We start from the raw sequence: 17,014 nt of genomic DNA on the forward strand, positions 1-17,014 counted from the left end.
CGCTGATGACCCAGCCACCCAGCCAGCCACCACCGCCGGGACAGCAGCCGGGCCAACAGCCGGGGTACGGATACCCGCAGGGACCGCCGCAGGGCGAGCCCGGATACGGGTACCCGCAGACGCCGCCCGTTCCCGGCCAGCCGCCGGGTCAGCCGCCTCAGGCCGGTCAGCCGCCGCAGCCGGGGCCGTACAACCAGCCCGGTCCGTACAACCAGCCCGGTCCGTACAACCAGCCCGGTCCCTACGGCCAGCAGCCCGGCCCCTACAACCAGCCGGGACCGTACGGCCAGCAGCCCAATCCGTACGGCGGTGGCGGCTTCCCGCCCCAGCAGTTCCCCGGCGCGCCCACCCCGCCCCCCGGCGGCAACGGCGGCGGCAGCTTCTTCACGCGCAAGCCCGGCGCCCTCATCGCGGCGGCCGTCGCGGGGCTGCTCGTCATCGGCGGCGGCACCTGGTTCGTCCTCAGCGGTGACGACGACGGCGGCTCCAAGAAGAACGTCAGCAAGGACAAGGACGCCAAGCCCTCCGGCTCGGACGAGCCCGACACCGGTGACGGCACCGGCGGCGGGCGTGAGGCGCAGGACGACCTCAACGCCGGGCGCAAGGACGGCGAGTCGAAGATCCTTTGGCTCCAGAAGAACGACGTCGACCTGCCGAAGAACGGCGCCGACGTGTACGGCCCGTGGTTCGCCGGCGACGTCGTCGCCAAGGCCATGTACAAGAAGGTGGTCGGGTACGGCGCCGCGGACGGCAAGGAGAAGTGGAGCCTCACCCTGCCCGCCGAGGTGTGCGCCGCGCCCTCGACGTCCACGGCCGACGGCAAGGTCGTCATCGGGATCAAGGACGGTGTCTCGGAGAAGGCCAACTGCACCGTTCTCCAGCAGATCGACCTCAAGACCGGCAAGGGCGGCTGGAAGCAGGAGGTCAAGCAGGCGGGCAACTGGGACTTCCTGTCCGACATCACGCTCGCGATCAACGGTGGCACCGTCACCGCGGCCCGCACCGGACACGTCAACGCCTACCGGATGAGCGACGGCAAGGAGCTCTTCGACGAGGTGCCCGGCGAGTGCCAGCCGGGCGCCATAGCCAGCGGCGAGCGGATGATCGCCGCCGAGTCGTGCCCCGGCGGCGACGTGGACAAGCAGCAGAACCAGGTGCAGGAGCTCGACCCGGCCACCGGCAAGCCCAAGTGGACGTACAAGCTCAAGACGAACTGGGAGCTCGACAAGGTCTATTCGAGCAACCCGATCGTCCTGTCGCTGACCGAGCCGGACAAGAAGTCCTGGGCCATCGTCGCGCTCAACGACAACGGCACCGTGCGCTCGCAGATCGACGGCGGCAACGACAAGTTCCAGCCCAACTGCGGTGGCAGCTTCATCGTCTTCGGCGCCAACCTGGACGGCTGCACCGGCGTCGCGGCCGACGCCAGCACCTTCTACATGGCGACGCAGCCGAGTGAGACCGGATCGAGCGGCACCAACGAGGTCATCGCGTTCGACCTGTCGACCGGCAAGTCCAAGTGGCGCGCCAAGGCCCCGGCCGAGCGTGTCATGACGCCGCTGGGGATGGAGGGCGCGAACGTGCTCCTCTACTTCGAGCCGGCGTACGACAAGGGCGGCGCTGTCGCGACCCTGGCGCCCACCGGGGGCGCACCGAAGGTGCTGCTCCAGAACCCGCAGTCCACCTCCCAGATCGAGAGTTCGTTCTACGACTCCGAACTGGACTATGTGGGCGGGCGGTTCTATGTGACCAGCAGCCGGGTCAGCGCCAGTGACGACAAGGCGGAGATGGAGACGAAGACCATGATGGCGTTCGGCAAGTGACGCGCCTCATGACGCGCCTCATATCCATTCCCCAGCCGCTGCCGTCTCAGGCGCTCCCGCTCCGTACGCACTCTCATCTCTTCGAGGTAAGCACGCCATGACACACCCGCCCCAGCCGCCCAACGAGCCCCCGCAGGGCGGGTTCGGCAAGCCGCAGGAGCCGCCGGCCGGTGGTTTCGGCGCGCCGACCGAGCCGCCGTCGGGCGGCTTCGGCGCCCCGACGCCGCCGCCCGAGCAGCCCGGTTACGGCTATCCGCAGCAGCCGCCGACCCAGCCCGTGGGCCAGCCCCAGTACGGCTACCCGCAGCAGGGTGGCCAGTACCCGCAGCAGCCGCCGACCCAGCCCATGGGCCAGCCGCAGTACGGGTATCCGCAGCAGGGCCAGCAGCCGCAGTACGGCTACCCGCAGCAGCCCGGCCAGCCGTACACCCAGCCCGGTCAGCCCGGCCCCGGCGGAACTCCCGGCGGCGGCAAGAAGATCAACACCCAGGCGCAGATCATCATCGCCGCGGTGGTCGCCGTCGTACTGATCGTCGGCGGTGGCGTCTACTTCGCCTCCAGCGGCGGCGACGACAAGGACAACCAGGCCAAGACGTCCGACTCCAAGGGCGGCAAGGGCGGCGAGAACGGCGAGAAGTCCCTCGGCGGCGGCAAGGAGAAGCCCCCGGCCAACACCAAGTCGAAGGTCGCCTTCCAGCTCCCGCAGCCCAAGGTCGCCGACATCACCGACGTCTCCGGCTCGTGGATCACCGACAAGGCGTACGTCAAGACCGGTGTGAACCAGATCATCGGCTACGAGCCGGACAGCGGCAAGCAGCTCTGGACCATCCCGCTGCCCGGCCAGGTCTGCGCCGCCTCGCGCCACGCCACCGAGGACAACAAGACGGCCGTCGTCTTCGGCGCGAGCAAGCCGACCGCCAAGGACAAGTACGTCCAGTGCACCGAGGTCGGCGCGATCGACCTCGACGCCGGCAAGCTCCTGTGGACCAAGTCGGTCACCGGTGGCAACGCCGGTGACGACAAGGCGGCCTTCAACGAGGTCACCCTCAGCGGCAAGACCGTCGCCGCCGGCGGCACCGACGGCGGCGCGGCCTTCGACCTGACCACCGGCGACAACCTGTGGAAGCCCGAGGTCAACGCCGAGGGCTGCTACGACATGGGTTACGGCGGCGGCCCCGGACTCGTCGCGGCCCGCAAGTGCGGCTCGTACGACGACCCGACGGTGACGATTCAGAACGTGAATCCGGCCGACGGCGCGCCGATCTCCACGTTCAAGATGCCCGCGGGCGTCGAGTACGTCTCCGTCGTCTCCACCAAGCCGCTCGTCGTCGCGGCCGACGTCGGTGACACCGCCGGTGACGGCAGCGGCATCTCGGACTTCTTCTCCATCGACGAGAAGACCGGCAAGCTGCGCGCCAAGATCCCCGTGGACGCCGAGAAGTACGCGGGCAATTGCCGTTCCACCGAGGTCGAGCAGTGCAACAAGCTCGCCGTCGGCAACGACAGGATCTATGTGCCGACCGAGGAGCACGAGGGCACCGGCGAGGACTACGGCCAGACCAACGAGATCGTCTCCTTCGACCTCGCGACCGGCAAGGCCACGACCGACCGGGCCGACGCGGGTGAGCGCTACGCGATGTACCCGCTGCGCATGGACGGTTCGAACATCATCGCGTACAAGTGGCCCCCGTACGACAAGGGCGGACAGATCGTCTCCATCGACGGCGGGACCTTCAAGGAGACGGTTCTCATGGAGAACCCGAGCGAGGAGTCCGTCCGCGAGGCGGAGACCAGCTTCTCGCTGGACGGCGCGGAGATCCGGTACGCCAACGGCCGGATGTACACCTCGGAGACGCTGATCAGCGAGCCGAGCACGTCCAGCGACCGCAAGGAGTACCTGGTGGTGGGGTTCACCACCAACAACTAGTGGGGTGACCGCGGCTCCTGGGCCGCGGTCGTCGTTCCCGATCGCCGGGCGCGCCGCCAGTACGGGGCCGCCCGGCGAACGCGTTCAAAGCCGCTCCTGAATTGTCTTCAAGATAGTTGCGAATTCGACATTTAGGAGTCTTGTTGGCCGTACGAGGGCGCGCGGCCTCGGGCGAGCGTGTAGCTTGCCGGGTCTAAGGGGGGCCGGGGGGCGCCCGCAGGCGGCGGGGATGGGGTTGCTCAATGGGGGTACGGCTCATGGTGGTTGACGACCACCGACTACTCGCCGAGGCGCTTGCCTCGGCCCTGAAACTGCGCGGGCACCGGGTGCTCGCCGCCGCGGCGCCCACGGCCGGCGCCGCCGAACTCGTCGTGAGCCGGGCGCCCGAGGTGTGTCTCATGGGGACCGCGGCACCGGCCGAGCCCGGCGCCTTCGACCCGATCGTACGGATCAGACGCGACCGCCCACAGGTGGCGGTCGTGGTGCTCGGCCCGGTGCCGAACCCTCGGGGCATCGCCGCCGCCTTCGCGGCGGGGGCATGCGGATACGTACGGCACGACGAGCGCATCGAGGGTGTCGAGCGCGCGATCGTGAAGGCGCGGGCGGGCGACGCGGCCGTCGCGCCGGGGCTGTTGCAGGGGGCGTTCACCGAGCTGCTGAATCCGGCGGCGCAGCCGGACGACGAGGGGCAGCGGCTGCTGCGGATGCTCACCCCGCGCGAGATCGAGGTGCTGGTGCGGGTCGCCGAGGGGGAGGACACCCGGCTGATCGCCGCCGGTATGGGCATCGCGCCGAGCACCGCCCGTACGCATGTGCAGCGGGTCCTGATGAAGCTGGGCGTCGGCTCCCGGCTGGGGGCCGCGGCGCTGGCCGCGCGGACGGGGCTGCTGGACCGGGCGGCCGGGACGGTGTCGCCGGACGGGGCGAAGGACGGCCCGCCCGGCGACTGAAAACCCGCGGGCTAGTCCTGAGACTTCAGGGCGCTGGTGCCGGGCTCGTCCGTCGTGGCCGCCGTCGGCGGCGGTATCTCTGTCGGCCGCAGCTTCATCCAGCCGAGGAAGAACAGGCCGAGCGCCAGCATCGCCAGCCCCGTCCAGAGGTTGATGTTGACGTCCTCGGCCTTCTTCATGTCCGCGTCGGACACGAAGACACCGGCGACGGTGACGATCACCCCGTACAGCGTGAACAGACCGCCGATGATGAGCCGGATGTCGAACAGGCGGGCCGCCGTGGCGGACTTGCCTTCCAGTTCGGAGACTTCTTTGTGCAGGTCGGACATGGTGTGTGCCTCCGTTTCGGTCAGAAGGAGTAGGGGATGTAGCAGAGGGCGGCGAGGACGATCGCGCCCCAGCCGAGGAGAGCGGGACTGCGGTACCACGCGTCGTCGCCCTCGGCGGGCGCCTCGCTCATGCCGGGCGACGTCGTCCCGTACACCAGGCCCGCGAGTTCGGACTCCGGCTTCGGCGCGGTGAACAGGGTGACGGCGACCATCACCACGGCGCCGGCGACGAAGCCGACGATCGCGGAGACGAAGTTGGCGCCCTGGTCGCTGGGTATGTCGATGACGCCCTGCTTGTAGATCCAGAAGTAGTTGACCATCGCGGCCGTCGTACCGGCGACCAGCCCCCAGGCGCCGGATTTCATCGAGGCCCGCTTCCAGAACATGCCGATGATGAAGACCACGAACATCGGCACGTTGAAGAAGGAGAACAGGGTCTGGAGGTAGCTCATGATGTTGGAGAAGCTGGCGGCGATGAAGGCCGTGCCGATGGAGGCGAGCACCCCGATCGCGGTGATGAGGCGTCCGAAGCGCAGGTAGTACGTGTCCTCACGGTCCTTGACCACGTACTTCTGCCAGATGTCGGTGGTGAAGACGGTGTTGAAGGACGACACGTTCGCCGCCATGCCGGCCATGAAGGCGGCCATCAGACCAGTGACGGCGATCCCGAGCACACCGTTGGGCAGCAACTCCTGCATCAGCAGCGGTATCGCGTCGTTGTACGTGAGGTCCGAGCCCGCCGTGCCTATCTTCGGCACGATCACCGCGGCCACCAGGCCGGGGATCATCACCGCGAAGACGATGAAGATCTTCGGGAACGCGGCGATCAGAGGGGTGCGTTTGGCGGCGGAGAGGTTCTTCGCGGAGAGCGCGCGCTGCACCTCGGCGAAGTTCGTCGTCCAGTAGCCGAAGGAGAGGACGAAGCCGAGACCGAGGATGATCGTCAGCCAGTTCGCGCCGAGCGGGTTGGCGTCGCCGATGCCCGTACCGCCCCAGGCGCTGAGGAAGTTGTCACCCTTGCTCGCGGTGAGCGAGTCGGTCAGTCCGTCCCAGCCGCCGACCCGCTTGAGGCCGAGGACGGTGAGGGGGATGAGCGCGGCGAGGATGACGAAGAACTGGAGCACCTCGTTGTAGATCGCCGACGACAGCCCGCCGACGGTGATGTACGCGAGGACGAAGAACCCGGCCACGACGATCGACACCCACTGGGGCCAGCCGAGCAGCGCCTCGACCACGATCGACAGGGCGTAGAGGTTGACGCCCGCGATGAGGATGGCGGCGAAGGCGAAGAGGACCGAGCTGAGCAGGTGCGCCGACTTGTCGAAGCGCTGGAGCAGGAACTCGGGGACGGAGCGCACCTTGGAGCCGTAGTAGAACGGCATCATCACCAGGCCGAGGAAGACCATGGCGGGGATCGCGCCGATCCAGTACCAGTGCACGACGGCCACGCCGTACTGCGCGCCGGTCGCGGCCATGCCCAGGATCTCGGTCGCGCCCAGGTTGGCGGCGACGAACGCGAGGCCGGTGACCCAGGCCGGCAGGGATCTGCCGGAGAGGAAGAAGTCGAGGCTCGTCCTGACGCTCGCCCGTGCGGCGAAGCCGATGCCGAGGACGACGATGAAGTAGATCGCCAGGATCGTGTAGTCGAGTCCGTTGGTGGGGAGCCGAAGTCCTTCGGCGAGGTGATATGTGGGGGACTGCATGCGGGTACTCGCTTCGTCGCGTGAACGTTTACATCCGTGGAACGGTTGACTCCGTCGGAACTTACGCCTGCCATTACCGAAACTGAACACTTTTGATGGTGTTCTTTGTTCGATCGTGATCGAGTGGTGTGACCGTTGACGTGCGTGTGGACTTGTGGTTAGTTATGTTTGAATCTGTTGGGGTGTGGGTTCGGGCTCGGGTGCGGCCGGAGGAAAAATCGATGAAGAAGACGGTGACGGCGCTCGCCGACGGCCGGGAGTTGATCTACTACGACTCCCGTGACGACGCCGTACGCGACGCCGTGGACCGGCGGCCCCTCGAACCGATCTCCACCACCTCCGAGATCCGCCGCGACCCGCTGCTCGGCGACTCGGTCGCCGTCGCCTCGCACCGCCAGGGCCGTACGTACCATCCGCCCGCCGGCGAGTGCCCGCTCTGCCCCACCGACGCCGCCGCCGGCCGGCTCAGCGAGATCCCGGACAGCGACTACGACGTGGTCGTCTTCGAGAACCGCTTCCCCTCACTCGCCGGGGACGCCGGACGCTGCGAGGTCGTCTGCTTCACCGCCGACCACGAGGCCTCCTTCGCCGATCTCACCGAGCGGCAGGCCGGTCTCGTCCTCGGCGTATGGACCGACCGCACCGCCGAACTCGCCGAACTCCCGCAGGTGGAGCAGGTGTTCTGCTTCGAGAACCGCGGGCCCGAGATCGGTGTGACGCTCGGCCATCCGCACGGGCAGATCTACGCGTACCCCTTCGTCACCCCGCGAACCGAACGGATGTCCCGGTCGGTGGCCGAGCACCGGGCGGCCACCGGACGCAATCTCTTCGACGACGTCGTGGCGCGCGAGCGATCCGCCGGCCGGGTGGTTCTTCAGGGCGAGCACTGGGTGGCCTTCGTGCCGTACGCGGCGCACTGGCCGTACGAGGTGCACCTCTATCCGCTGCGGCGGGTGCCGGATCTGCGAGGGCTGGGCGAGGGGGCGCGGGCCGAGTTCCCCGGCGTCTACCTGGAGTTGCTGCGGCGATTCGACCGGATCTTCGGGAGTCCGGGCGGGGACGAGTCGCCGACGCCGTACATCTCCGCCTGGCACCAGGCGCCGTTCCGCGCCGCCGGGCGCGAGGACTTCGCGCTGCACCTGGAACTTTTCACCATTCGCCGCACGTCCGGCAAGCTGAAGTTCCTCGCGGGATCCGAATCCGGCATGGGCGTCTTCATCAACGACGTGCCGCCGGAGACCGCGGCCGAGAGACTGCGAGAGGTAGCGAGCGCGTGAGTGGCAAGTATCTGGTGACGGGCGGCGCGGGGTATGTCGGCAGCGTGGTCGCCACGCATCTGCTGGAGGCCGGGCACGAGGTGACCGTCCTCGACGACCTCTCCACCGGCTTCCGGGAAGCGGTCCCGGCGGGCGCCGACTTCATCGAGGGCCGGGTGCACGACGCGGCCAAGTGGCTCGACCCCTCCTACGACGCGGTGCTGCACTTCGCCGCGTTCTCGCAGGTCGGCGAGTCCGTCCAGAAGCCCGAGAAGTACTGGGACAACAACGTCGGCGGCTCGATGGCGCTGCTGGCGGCGATGCGTACGGCGGATGTGCGCGGGCTGGTCTTCTCCTCGACGGCGGCGACGTACGGCGAGCCCGTCTCCTCCCCGATCACCGAGACCGACCCGACCGCGCCGACCAGCCCGTACGGCGCGTCCAAGCTGGCCGTCGACCACATGATCGGCGGCGAGTGCGTGGCCCACGGGCTCGCCGCGGTCTCGCTGCGGTACTTCAACGTGGCGGGCGCGTACGGGAGTTACGGCGAGCGCCACGACCCCGAGTCGCATCTGATCCCGCTGGTGCTGCAAGTCGCCCTCGGCGAGCGGGAGTCGATCGCCGTGTACGGGGACGACTACCCGACGCCGGACGGCACGTGCGTACGCGACTACATCCATGTCGCCGACCTCGCCGACGCGCATCTGCTCGCACTGAAGGCTGCGGCGCCGGGCGAGCACCTGGTCTGCAACCTCGGCAACGGCAGCGGGTTCTCCGTCCGCGAGGTCATCGAGACCGTGCGTACGGTCACCGGGCACCCGGTGCCGGAGGTCGCGGCCCCGCGCCGCGCGGGCGACCCGGCGGTCCTGGTCGCCTCCGCCGCCACCGCGCACGAGCGCCTGGGCTGGAGCCCGAGCCGCGCCGACCTGGCGGGGATCGTCGCGGACGCGTGGGCGTTCGCACGCCGAGAGGAGACACACGGGTGAGCGGTGCGCAGGCCGTAGCGGCGCAGTTCCAGGAGTTGTACGGCGCGGCGCCCGAGGGTGTGTGGGCCGCGCCCGGCCGGGTGAACCTGATCGGCGAGTACACCGACTTCAACGAGGGCCTGGTGATGCCGCTCGCGCTGCCGCACACCGCCGTCGCGGCGGTGTCGCGGCGGGCGGACGGCGTGCTGCGCGTGCACTCCGCCGACACTCGGGGCGGTGTGATGCGGCTCGGGACCGACGAGCTGGTGCCGCTCTCCGACACCGGCTGGGCCGCGTATCCGGCGGGCGTGGTGTGGGCGCTGCGCGAGGCGGGGCACGCGGTGGGCGGCGCCGACATCCATCTCACGTCGACCGTGCCGACGGGCGCGGGACTCTCGTCGTCGGCGGCGCTGGAGGTCGTGACGGCGCTCGCGCTGAACGACCTGTACGAACTCGGCCTCTCGGCACCCGAGTTGGCGGTGCTCGCGCAGCGAGCCGAGAACGACTTCGTCGGCGTCCCGTGCGGTGTCATGGACCAGATGTCCTCCGCCTGCTGCACCGAGGGCCACGCGCTGTACCTCGACACCCGCGACCTCTCGCAGCGCCAGGTCCCCTTCGACCTGGCTGCCGTCGGGCTCCAACTGCTGGTCGTGGACACGCGGGTGAAGCACAAGCTGGGAGACGGCGCGTACGCGGAACGACGCGCCTGGTGCGAGACCGGCGCGCGGGCGCTCGGCGCACGCACGCTGCGTGAGGTGGAGTACGCGCATCTGCCCGCGGCGCTGGAACGGCTGGCTGGTGAGGACGAGAACGTACGCCGCTGTGTCCGCCATGTCGTGAGCGACAACCACCGCGTGGAGCGGACCATCGCCCTGCTCGACGCGGGCGACGTCCGCGCGGCGGGCCCGATCCTCACGGAGGGACACACCTCGCTCCGCGACGACCTGCGGGTCTCGTGCGCCGAACTGGACCTGGTGGTCTCGTCGTCGGTCGCGGCGGGCGCGCTGGGGGCGCGTATGACGGGCGGAGGCTTCGGCGGCTCGGCGATCGTGCTGCTGGAGTCACGGGACGACAGCCGAGCCACGGTGACGAAGGCGGTCCTGGAGTCATTCGCCGCGGCGGGCTTCACGGCTCCCCGGATCTTCCCGGCGGTCCCGTCGCGCGGGGCGCACCGGGTGGGCTGAGGGGGCGGGGATCCTCGGTCGCGCCGGTCGCGCCGGTCGGGCCAGGCACTCGGGCCAGGTGCTCAGGCCAGGCGCTTGGTGAAGAAGTACTCCGTGACGCCCGGCGGGTAGTCCGGGATGTGGCCGGCCAGGTCGTAACCCTGACGGCGGTAGAACGCCGGGGCCTGGAAGTCCCAGGTCTCCAGGCGTGCGTGGAGGCAGCCGCGGGTGCGGGCCAGGTCCTCCGCCTCCGACAAGAGGCGGGTGCCGAGGCCCGTGCCGCGGTGCGCCTCGTCCACCCACAGCAGGTCGACATGGAGCCAGCGTGCCCACACGTGCGCCGCGAGGCCGCCTGCCAGTTCGCCCGTCGACTCGTCCATCAACCAGACGTGCAGCGGGAATTCCTCGTCGTCTGCCGACCCCCGCAGCTCCCGCAGGACCGGTGAACGGGCCGTGTTGGTCGCCCGCATCCGCTCGCCCAGCAAGGCACGTCGATCTTTGTCAACTTCTGTCTCGATACGAAACATAGGCGTCAGCCTAACCAGCCGTCACCGATCAGTTCTGCAAATACTCTTCCGCTCCCGGCCCCCGCCCGTACGCTGATGCACAGCACCGGTGGGGGCCGGTGCTGATCAGGGAAGCGAGACAGTCGGGTACGACGCCCGGGGTGGGTGGGCAGCCGCACGGCGGCGGCCGTGGCGGCACAGTGTCCACGCGACGCGAACCCCGCTCCACCGGGCGCCGTACCCGCGTCGTCCGTGCCCCGACCTCTGGGGGTGTCAATTGGTCCGTATCAGGGTTCTCGTGGTGGACGACCACCGCATATTCGCCGAGTCGCTGGCAGCCGCCCTCGCGGCGGAGCCGGACGTGGACGTCGCCGCCGCGGGCAGCGGCCCCGTGGCCCTGCGCTGTCTCGACCGGGCGGCGGCCGAGGGGCGCAGGTACGACGTGCTGCTGGTCGACGCCGACCTGGGCATCGTCGCGGGTCCGGGCAGCGGCCCGGTGGCCCGCGCCGTCCCCGACAACGGCGACGGCGGTCTCGGGCTCGTCGACGGCATCTCGCTGGTCGCGGGCGTCCGTTCGGCGCAGCCGTCCGTACGCTGCGTCGTCCTCGCGGAGAAGGACGACCCGAGCCGCGCGGCGCTCGCGCTACAGGCCGGTGCGTCCGGCTGGGTCGCCAAGGACTGCTCGCTGCAACGGCTGCTGGCCGTGATCAGGGGCGTCCTGCGCGACGAGACGCATCTGCCGCCCGCGCTGCTCACGAACGTCCTGCGGGAGCTGACCGCCGCGCGCAAGCACCGCACGGACAGCGAACTGCTGGTCGACTCGCTGACGCCGCGCGAGCTGGAGGTCCTGCGCTGCATGGTGGCGGGCCTGGGCCGCAAGGCGGTGGCCGAGCGCCTCTTCCTGTCCCCGCACACGGTCCGTACGCACATGCAGAACGTGCTCGGGAAGCTGAGTGTGCACTCGACGCTCGCGGCGGTCGCCCTGGCCCGCCGGGCGGGAGTGGGCCCGGCGGACCTGGGCGGCACGGACGCGGTGCGGGTCGGCTAGGCCGTGTTTTAGAAGTAGCGCCGTCCGCCCGCAGGGCGGGCCCCACGGTGTCCGGTGCGTGCGATCGCAAGGCGGAGGATCGCTCTCGTACTGGGCGTACTTGGGCGACTCCGACAACGCCGCGAGTGTGCGTGCCGGGCGCCGTGGGGCAGGCGGGACTTCTAAAACACGGCCTAGGGGGTGCCTTGTCGGTCTGGCCCCCGGGCCTGTCGCGTCTCAGCCGGGGATGTTGTCGAACGGTGCCGTCAACCGGCGCAGCAGCGCGGCCAGTTCGCCGCGCTGGCCGCGTGACAGCTCCGCGAGGATCGCGCGTTCCTGGGCGAGCAGCCCGGCCAGCGCCTGGTCGGCGCGGTCGCGCCCTTCGGGGGTGAGCCGTACGAGCACCCCGCGCCGGTCGCTTGGGTCGGGCAGCCGCTCGACCAGGCCCTTCTTCGCCAGCCGGTCGATGCGGTTGGTCATGGTGCCCGAGGTGACCAGGGTCTGGGTGAGCAGCTGGCCGGGGGAGAGCTGATAGGGCGCGCCGGCCCGCCGCAGCGAGGTCAGCACGTCGAACTCCCACGGCTCCAGATGGTGCTCCGAGAACGCCAGGCGCCGGGCCCGGTCGAGATGGCGCGCGAGCCTGCTGACGCGGCTGAGCACCTCAAGCGGTTCCACGTCGAGGTCCGGCCGCTCCCGGCGCCATGCTGCGACCAGACGGTCGACCTCGTCCTCCATGGCGATCAGTGTAGTTGGTCTGTCGACATGAAGTCTCTTGACGTCAAGATATACTTGGAGGCAGGCTTGGGCATGGTCGGGCGCGGACGGGAATGCGCTCGTCCGCTCCGTATCCCGAGGGGGCTTCACACATGCGTTCGACAGCCGGTTCGGCTACGACTCCAGCGAACAGCCACGCGGCCACTACCGCACCGACCTGGGACCCGCAGCAGTACCTCCACCACTCCGCGCACCGCACCCGCCCCTTCCTGGATCTGCTGGCCCGGATCCCCGAGCTGCCCGCGACGGGCCGGCCCGCGCGGATAGCCGACATCGGCTGCGGCCCCGGCAACGTCACGGCGCTCCTCGCCGACCGCTGGCCCACCGCCCACATCACCGGCTTCGACCTCTCGCCCGAGATGCTGGCACGGGCCGAGCAGGAGTACGCCGGCCCCACGTCCGGCGGCGGCCGGCTGGACTTCCGGCCCGCCGACGCCGCGCACTGGACACCCGAGGAGCCGTACGACCTGATCGTCTCCAACGCCGCACTCCAGTGGGTCCCCAACCACGCCGAATCCTTCGCGGCCTGGATCGACGCCCTCACCCCCGGCGGCACGTTCGCCTTCCAGGTCCCCGGCAACTTCACCGCCCCCAGCCACGCGCTCCTCGGCGAACTGTGCGAGACCCCGCGCTGGAGCAGCCGCCTCGACAGCCACGGCCGGCGCTTCGTCCACATCCTGGACCCGGCCGACTACCTGGTCCGCCTCACGGACCTCGGCTGCACGACGGACGCCTGGGAGACCACGTACCTCCAACTGCTCTCCGGCGAGGACCCGGTGCTGGACTGGGTCAAGGGCACGGCCCTGCGCCCCGTCCTGACCGAACTCGCCGACGACCCGCAGGAGGCGGCGGAATTCCTCGGCCAGTACGGCGACCTGCTCCGCAAGGCCTACCCGCCGGGCCCGCACGGCACGGTGTTCCCGTTCCGCCGCGTCTTCGCGGTCGCGCGGAGGCGGGCCTGATGATCGCGGCCGTCGACCATGTCCAACTGGCCGCCCCGGCGGGCTCGGAGGACGCGCTGCGCACGTACTACGCCGACATCCTCGGCATGACGGAGATCCCCAAGCCGCCGGCCCTCGCGGCGCGCGGCGGCTGCTGGTTCGAGGCCGGAGCCGTACAGCTCCACCTCGGTGTCGAGGCGGGCTTCCGCCCGGCGAGAAAGGCCCATCCGGGCCTGCGGGTCACCGGCATCGCGGCCTACGCGACCCGCCTCGCGGCCCGCGGCGCCTCGGTGACCTGGGACGACAATCTGCCGGGCCACCGCCGTTTCTACTCCGACGACCCGGTGGGCAACCGGCTGGAGTTCCTGGAGCCGGTGACCTGAGCGGGACCTGAGCGGCGGGCGACATCCGCGTACCGGGGCGCCACGAGAACGTGGCGCCCCGGCGTGCGGTGTCAGTCGACGACGTACCACTCGTCCTTCATGTACTCCAGGATGGAGTTTCCGATTTCTTCCTCGGTGAAGGTGACGGACGCCTTGACCGAATCGGCCGGCATCTCGTACTTGTCGGGCGCCTGCTCTATGACGCGCTGCGGGTCGACCGTCGCGGTCTGCAGAGCCTTCTTCTGCGTCGGCGAGATCATCTGGAACGTGATGAGGAACGTCGACTCGCACGGACCGAAGCCCTGGTCCTCGGCCTGCTTCGCCGCCGGACCGGCCACCTCGCAGACCGTGTCGATGTCCTCCCGGCCCACGGCGTGGAGGAACTCCTCGTACCGCTTGATCGCCCCCTCCTTTGTCTTGGGCGACTTGGGCGCGGGCTGCTCCTCGGGCTTCTCCTGGGGCGGATCCGCCGGCGGTTTGTCGGCGTCCTTGCACGGTTCGTCGGTGAAGATGTTGGGCAGTTGACGGTTCGGGTACGGGCCCATCGGCCCGTTGAACCCCTTCACATGTTGCTGCGCGCCCCACCAGCCGCCGTACCCCCACCAGGGCTCACGGTCGACGGGGCGAACATTTTCCCAAGTGTTCCACTTGGGGCCGTCGTCCGAGGTCCGGTCCAAGAAGGGTTCCCAGTGGGGTCCCTCAGTCGCGTAGGAACCGTGTGAACCGAGCGCCGAGTACACCGTCGGATGCCCGTCGCTCGGATTCATTTTCGACCACTTGACGCTGCACGGATCGCTGCCGTGCTTGGCGAACGTCACGGCCTCCGGCTTGCCGTCGCGCAACTGGACCGCGACGCGCTCCCAGTCGCCCTCGTGCCTGTTGCCGGGGTTCAGCTTGTTGTAGGCGTAGAAGAACCAGTACACGTACGCCGTGCGCGCCGGATCGCTCTTGTCCTTGTGGTGCTCCCAGTACACCGGCGCGTCGGTGCCCTCGCCCTTCCGCACCTCCTCCGGCGGGTCGAGATAGAACCCGCCGCCGACCTCGGTCGAGGCGCGCTTCTTCTCCCCGTGCCCGGGGCAGCTCACCGGCTTCGACGACGGTTTCCCCGGCTCGACGATCTGGTGCTCGTAGGGATCCTTACGCGCCGCCAACCGCCGCGGGTCGACCGGGTCGGCCACCGGCTCCTCGTCACGACAGAACCCGTCGTGGTCGAAGCGCAGCACGGACCGCTCGATGAATCGCGTCGCGTCCATCGGCTTCAGCGACTCCTTCTGGTGGAGCCGTACCAGCGGTGCGAACTGAGCCGCCACGGCCGCGGACGCCTCTGAAGGCTCCGCGCCCGTGTACTCCTTCTCCTTCTCCGGACCGCACGCCACCAGCGCCAAAGACGCCGACAGCGCCACGCTCACCATCGCCCCCGACCGAACTCTCATCGTGTCCCCCTTGGTCGCCCGCCACCGGCCGACAGTCGTCAGGACACCACGCGGAATCCGGCCGGACGGTTCCAGCCCGGCGCTCACACCTTGCGATGCCCTATCAGGCGTGGCTTCGCCTCCAGATTGCCGAGGCCGTGCCACGCCAGATTCACCAGATGCGCCGCCACCTCGTTCTTCTTCGGACGGCGGGTGTCCACCCACCACTGGCCCGTCAACGCCACCATGCCCACCAGGGCGTGCGCGTACAGCGGGGCCAGCTTCGGGTCGAAGCCGCGGGCCTTGAACTCCATGCCGAGGATGTCCTCGACCTGCGTGGCGATGTCGCTGATCAGCGAGGCGAACGTGCCGGTCGACTGCGCCACCGGCGAATCGCGGACCAGGATGCGGAACCCGTCCGTGTACTCCTCGATGTAGTCGAGGAGCGCGAACGCCGCCTGCTCGCACAGCTCACGCGGATGGCCCGCCGTAAGAGAACTCGTCACCATGTCGAGCAGCTGGCGCATCTCCCGGTCGACCACGACCGCGTACAGCCCCTCCTTGCCGCCGAAGTGCTCGTACACCACCGGCTTGGAGACGCCCGCCTTCGACGCGATCTCCTCCACCGACGTGCCCTCGTAGCCCTTCTCGGCGAACAGGGTGCGGCCGATGTCCAGCAGTTGCTCGCGACGCTCCTTGCCGGTCATCCGCACCCGGCGGGAGCGCCGGGGCGGCGCGCTCGGGGTCCGGCTCTTGTCGGTGTCGCTCTTACCGCCGTCGATCGCCACGTTGCCAATCATGCCGCGTTGGGATGGTCAATTTTCCGCCGGGCCTCCAGCCGTGCCGCGTCGGGCCAGCGCACACTGTGCACCCAGCCGAAAGCCTCGAACCACCGGATCAGCCGCGCGCTGGAGTCGATCTGACCCCGCAGCACACCGTGCCGAGCGCTCGTCGGGTCCGCATGGTGCAGGTTGTGCCATGACTCGCCACAGGACAAGACCGCCAGCCACCACACATTGCCTGACCGGTCACGCGACTTGAAGGGGCGCTTGCCCACCGCGTGGCAGATCGAGTTGATCGACCACGTCACGTGGTGCAGCAGCGCCACCCGTACCAGCGAGCCCCAGAAGAACGCCGTGAACGCGCCCCACCACGACATCGTCACCAGCCCGCCGACCAGCGGCGGGATCGCCAGCGACACGAACGCCCACAGCAGGAACTGCCGCGAGACCCGCCGGATCGCCGGGTCCCGGATCAGATCCGGCGCGTACTTCTGCTGCGACGTCTGCTCCTCGTCGAAGAGCCAGCCGATGTGCGCCCACCACAGGCCCTTCATCAGCGCGGGAAGCGTCTCGCCGAACCGCCACGGCGAGTGCGGGTCGCCCTCCGCGTCAGAGAACTTGTGGTGCTTACGGTGATCGGCGACCCAGCGGACCACCGGACCCTCCACGGCCATCGACCCCGCCACGGCCAGCGCGATCCGCAGCGGGCGCCTCGCCTTGAACGAGCCGTGCGTGAAATAGCGGTGGAAGCCGACGGTGATGCCATGGCAGCCGATGAAATACATCGCCACGAGCAGACCCAGATCGAGCCAGCTCACGCCCCAGCCCCAGACCAGCGGAACGGCGCCGAGCAGGGCGATGAACGGGACGACGATGAACAGGAGCAGCGTGATCTGCTCCAGCGAACGCTTGCTCTCCCCGCCGAGCGTGGCGGAAGGAACAGAGGAACCGACGGGAGCGGAAGAAGCGGAAGAAGCGGAGAGTGCGGAGGAACCGTCCGGCGCAGGCTGGGCCTGTGAGGAGTCGCCGAGAACGTCAGGGCTTGTCGACATGGGTGTGTCCCCTGGGGGTGT

16 protein-coding genes are annotated in these 17,014 nt (G+C 69.6%); 9 read left to right on the plus strand and 7 right to left on the minus strand.

All coding sequences use genetic code 11. The features are described from left to right. Positions 1-5: 5 nt before the first annotated feature. The 3 genes from ACIBLA_RS08550 to ACIBLA_RS08560 all read left to right on the plus strand — a co-directional run bounded on the left by ACIBLA_RS08550 (position 6) and on the right by ACIBLA_RS08560 (position 4,700). Positions 6-1,823 carry a PQQ-binding-like beta-propeller repeat protein gene (locus ACIBLA_RS08550; RefSeq protein ID WP_399198162.1) on the plus strand — a complete coding sequence of 606 codons (1,818 nt, stop codon included), beginning with the start codon at positions 6-8 and terminating at the stop codon, positions 1,821-1,823. 97 nt (positions 1,824-1,920) lie between these two features. Then, entirely contained in the window at positions 1,921-3,750 is a 1,830-nt protein-coding gene (locus ACIBLA_RS08555) for a PQQ-binding-like beta-propeller repeat protein (protein ID WP_363246688.1), read from the plus strand. Positions 3,751-3,992: 242 nt separating this feature from the next. After that, entirely contained in the window at positions 3,993-4,700 is a 708-nt protein-coding gene (locus tag ACIBLA_RS08560) for a LuxR C-terminal-related transcriptional regulator (RefSeq protein ID WP_363246689.1), read from the plus strand. Positions 4,701-4,711: 11 nt separating this feature from the next. Here ACIBLA_RS08560 and ACIBLA_RS08565 read toward each other — a convergent pair whose 3' ends face one another. Next, entirely contained in the window at positions 4,712-5,029 is a 318-nt protein-coding gene (locus ACIBLA_RS08565; protein ID WP_399198163.1) for a hypothetical protein, read from the minus strand. Positions 5,030-5,049: 20 nt separating this feature from the next. Beyond that, a complete protein-coding gene (locus ACIBLA_RS08570; protein ID WP_399198164.1) occupies positions 5,050-6,732 on the minus strand; it encodes a sodium:solute symporter family protein in 1,683 nt (560 codons plus the stop codon). Positions 6,733-6,953: 221 nt separating this feature from the next. Between ACIBLA_RS08570 and galT the strand changes: the two genes are divergently transcribed. From galT to galK, 3 genes are read left to right on the plus strand one after another with little or no spacing between them, the layout of a single operon-like run. Next, positions 6,954-8,009, plus strand: coding sequence for a galactose-1-phosphate uridylyltransferase (galT, locus tag ACIBLA_RS08575; protein WP_399198165.1), 1,056 nt, complete (start codon positions 6,954-6,956; stop codon positions 8,007-8,009). Then, positions 8,006-8,974, plus strand: coding sequence for a UDP-glucose 4-epimerase GalE (gene galE / locus ACIBLA_RS08580; protein WP_363246693.1), 969 nt, complete (start codon positions 8,006-8,008; stop codon positions 8,972-8,974). Before galT ends, galE begins: the two co-directional genes overlap by 4 nt. Then, positions 8,971-10,137, plus strand: a complete 1,167-nt coding sequence (gene galK, locus ACIBLA_RS08585) for a galactokinase (RefSeq protein ID WP_363246694.1) — start codon at positions 8,971-8,973, stop codon at positions 10,135-10,137. The genes galE and galK overlap by 4 nt, the downstream gene beginning before the upstream one ends. Positions 10,138-10,199: 62 nt before the next feature. Here the strand turns inward: galK and ACIBLA_RS08590 are convergent, their stop codons facing one another. Continuing rightward, the gene (locus tag ACIBLA_RS08590; protein ID WP_363246695.1) at positions 10,200-10,643 is read right to left on the minus strand and encodes a GNAT family N-acetyltransferase; all 444 of its coding nucleotides are present in this window, start codon (positions 10,641-10,643) and stop codon (positions 10,200-10,202) included. Between the two features lie 256 nt (positions 10,644-10,899). On the opposite strand from ACIBLA_RS08590, the gene ACIBLA_RS08595 reads away from it, so the two are divergent. Beyond that, positions 10,900-11,670, plus strand: a complete 771-nt coding sequence (locus ACIBLA_RS08595; protein WP_399198166.1) for a LuxR C-terminal-related transcriptional regulator — start codon at positions 10,900-10,902, stop codon at positions 11,668-11,670. A gap of 216 nt (positions 11,671-11,886) precedes the next feature. Here ACIBLA_RS08595 and tamR read toward each other — a convergent pair whose 3' ends face one another. Beyond that, entirely contained in the window at positions 11,887-12,384 is a 498-nt protein-coding gene (gene tamR, locus ACIBLA_RS08600) for a MarR family transcriptional regulator TamR (RefSeq protein ID WP_363243241.1), read from the minus strand. Between the two features lie 131 nt (positions 12,385-12,515). On the opposite strand from tamR, the gene ACIBLA_RS08605 reads away from it, so the two are divergent. Together ACIBLA_RS08605 and ACIBLA_RS08610 are read left to right on the plus strand one after the other, a co-directional pair. Beyond that, positions 12,516-13,385 (plus strand): trans-aconitate 2-methyltransferase, encoded by an 870-nt coding sequence (locus ACIBLA_RS08605; RefSeq protein WP_363243239.1) that lies wholly within the window; start codon positions 12,516-12,518, stop codon positions 13,383-13,385. Continuing rightward, on the plus strand, positions 13,385-13,747 hold the full coding sequence (locus ACIBLA_RS08610; protein WP_363243238.1) for a VOC family protein: 363 nt from the start codon (positions 13,385-13,387) through the stop codon (positions 13,745-13,747). The genes ACIBLA_RS08605 and ACIBLA_RS08610 overlap by 1 nt, the downstream gene beginning before the upstream one ends. Positions 13,748-13,818: 71 nt before the next feature. On the opposite strand, the gene ACIBLA_RS08615 is transcribed toward ACIBLA_RS08610, so the two are convergent. From ACIBLA_RS08615 to ACIBLA_RS08625, 3 genes are all read right to left on the minus strand, one after another. Further along, on the minus strand, positions 13,819-15,180 hold the full coding sequence (locus ACIBLA_RS08615; protein WP_363243237.1) for a hypothetical protein: 1,362 nt from the start codon (positions 15,178-15,180) through the stop codon (positions 13,819-13,821). Between the two features lie 83 nt (positions 15,181-15,263). Continuing rightward, positions 15,264-15,959 (minus strand): TetR/AcrR family transcriptional regulator, encoded by a 696-nt coding sequence (locus tag ACIBLA_RS08620; protein ID WP_363243236.1) that lies wholly within the window; start codon positions 15,957-15,959, stop codon positions 15,264-15,266. Next, positions 15,956-16,993: an acyl-CoA desaturase gene (locus ACIBLA_RS08625; protein ID WP_399198167.1), complete on the minus strand. Its 1,038-nt coding sequence runs from the start codon at positions 16,991-16,993 to the stop codon at positions 15,956-15,958. The genes ACIBLA_RS08620 and ACIBLA_RS08625 overlap by 4 nt, the downstream gene beginning before the upstream one ends. Positions 16,994-17,014: the final 21 nt, after the last annotated feature.

Origin of the sequence: Streptomyces sp. NPDC050433 (assembly GCF_044458565.1) — a bacterium.
Classification (GTDB): domain Bacteria; phylum Actinomycetota; class Actinomycetes; order Streptomycetales; family Streptomycetaceae; genus Streptomyces.

What these genes read in the sequence shown, in the direction of transcription:
- ACIBLA_RS08550 (WP_399198162.1), top strand. Translation starts at nt 6, where the DNA reads ATGACCCAGCCACCCAGCCAGCCACCACCGCCGGGACAGCAGCCGGGC.
- ACIBLA_RS08555 (WP_363246688.1), top strand. Translation starts at nt 1,921, where the DNA reads ATGACACACCCGCCCCAGCCGCCCAACGAGCCCCCGCAGGGCGGGTTC.
- ACIBLA_RS08560 (WP_363246689.1), top strand. Translation starts at nt 3,993, where the DNA reads ATGGGGGTACGGCTCATGGTGGTTGACGACCACCGACTACTCGCCGAG.
- ACIBLA_RS08565 (WP_399198163.1), bottom strand. Translation starts at nt 5,029, where the DNA reads ATGTCCGACCTGCACAAAGAAGTCTCCGAACTGGAAGGCAAGTCCGCC.
- ACIBLA_RS08570 (WP_399198164.1), bottom strand. Translation starts at nt 6,732, where the DNA reads ATGCAGTCCCCCACATATCACCTCGCCGAAGGACTTCGGCTCCCCACC.
- galT (WP_399198165.1), top strand. Translation starts at nt 6,954, where the DNA reads ATGAAGAAGACGGTGACGGCGCTCGCCGACGGCCGGGAGTTGATCTAC.
- ACIBLA_RS08590 (WP_363246695.1), bottom strand. Translation starts at nt 10,643, where the DNA reads ATGTTTCGTATCGAGACAGAAGTTGACAAAGATCGACGTGCCTTGCTG.
- tamR (WP_363243241.1), bottom strand. Translation starts at nt 12,384, where the DNA reads ATGGAGGACGAGGTCGACCGTCTGGTCGCAGCATGGCGCCGGGAGCGG.
- ACIBLA_RS08605 (WP_363243239.1), top strand. Translation starts at nt 12,516, where the DNA reads ATGCGTTCGACAGCCGGTTCGGCTACGACTCCAGCGAACAGCCACGCG.
- ACIBLA_RS08610 (WP_363243238.1), top strand. Translation starts at nt 13,385, where the DNA reads ATGATCGCGGCCGTCGACCATGTCCAACTGGCCGCCCCGGCGGGCTCG.
- ACIBLA_RS08615 (WP_363243237.1), bottom strand. Translation starts at nt 15,180, where the DNA reads ATGAGAGTTCGGTCGGGGGCGATGGTGAGCGTGGCGCTGTCGGCGTCT.
- ACIBLA_RS08620 (WP_363243236.1), bottom strand. Translation starts at nt 15,959, where the DNA reads ATGATTGGCAACGTGGCGATCGACGGCGGTAAGAGCGACACCGACAAG.
- ACIBLA_RS08625 (WP_399198167.1), bottom strand. Translation starts at nt 16,993, where the DNA reads ATGTCGACAAGCCCTGACGTTCTCGGCGACTCCTCACAGGCCCAGCCT.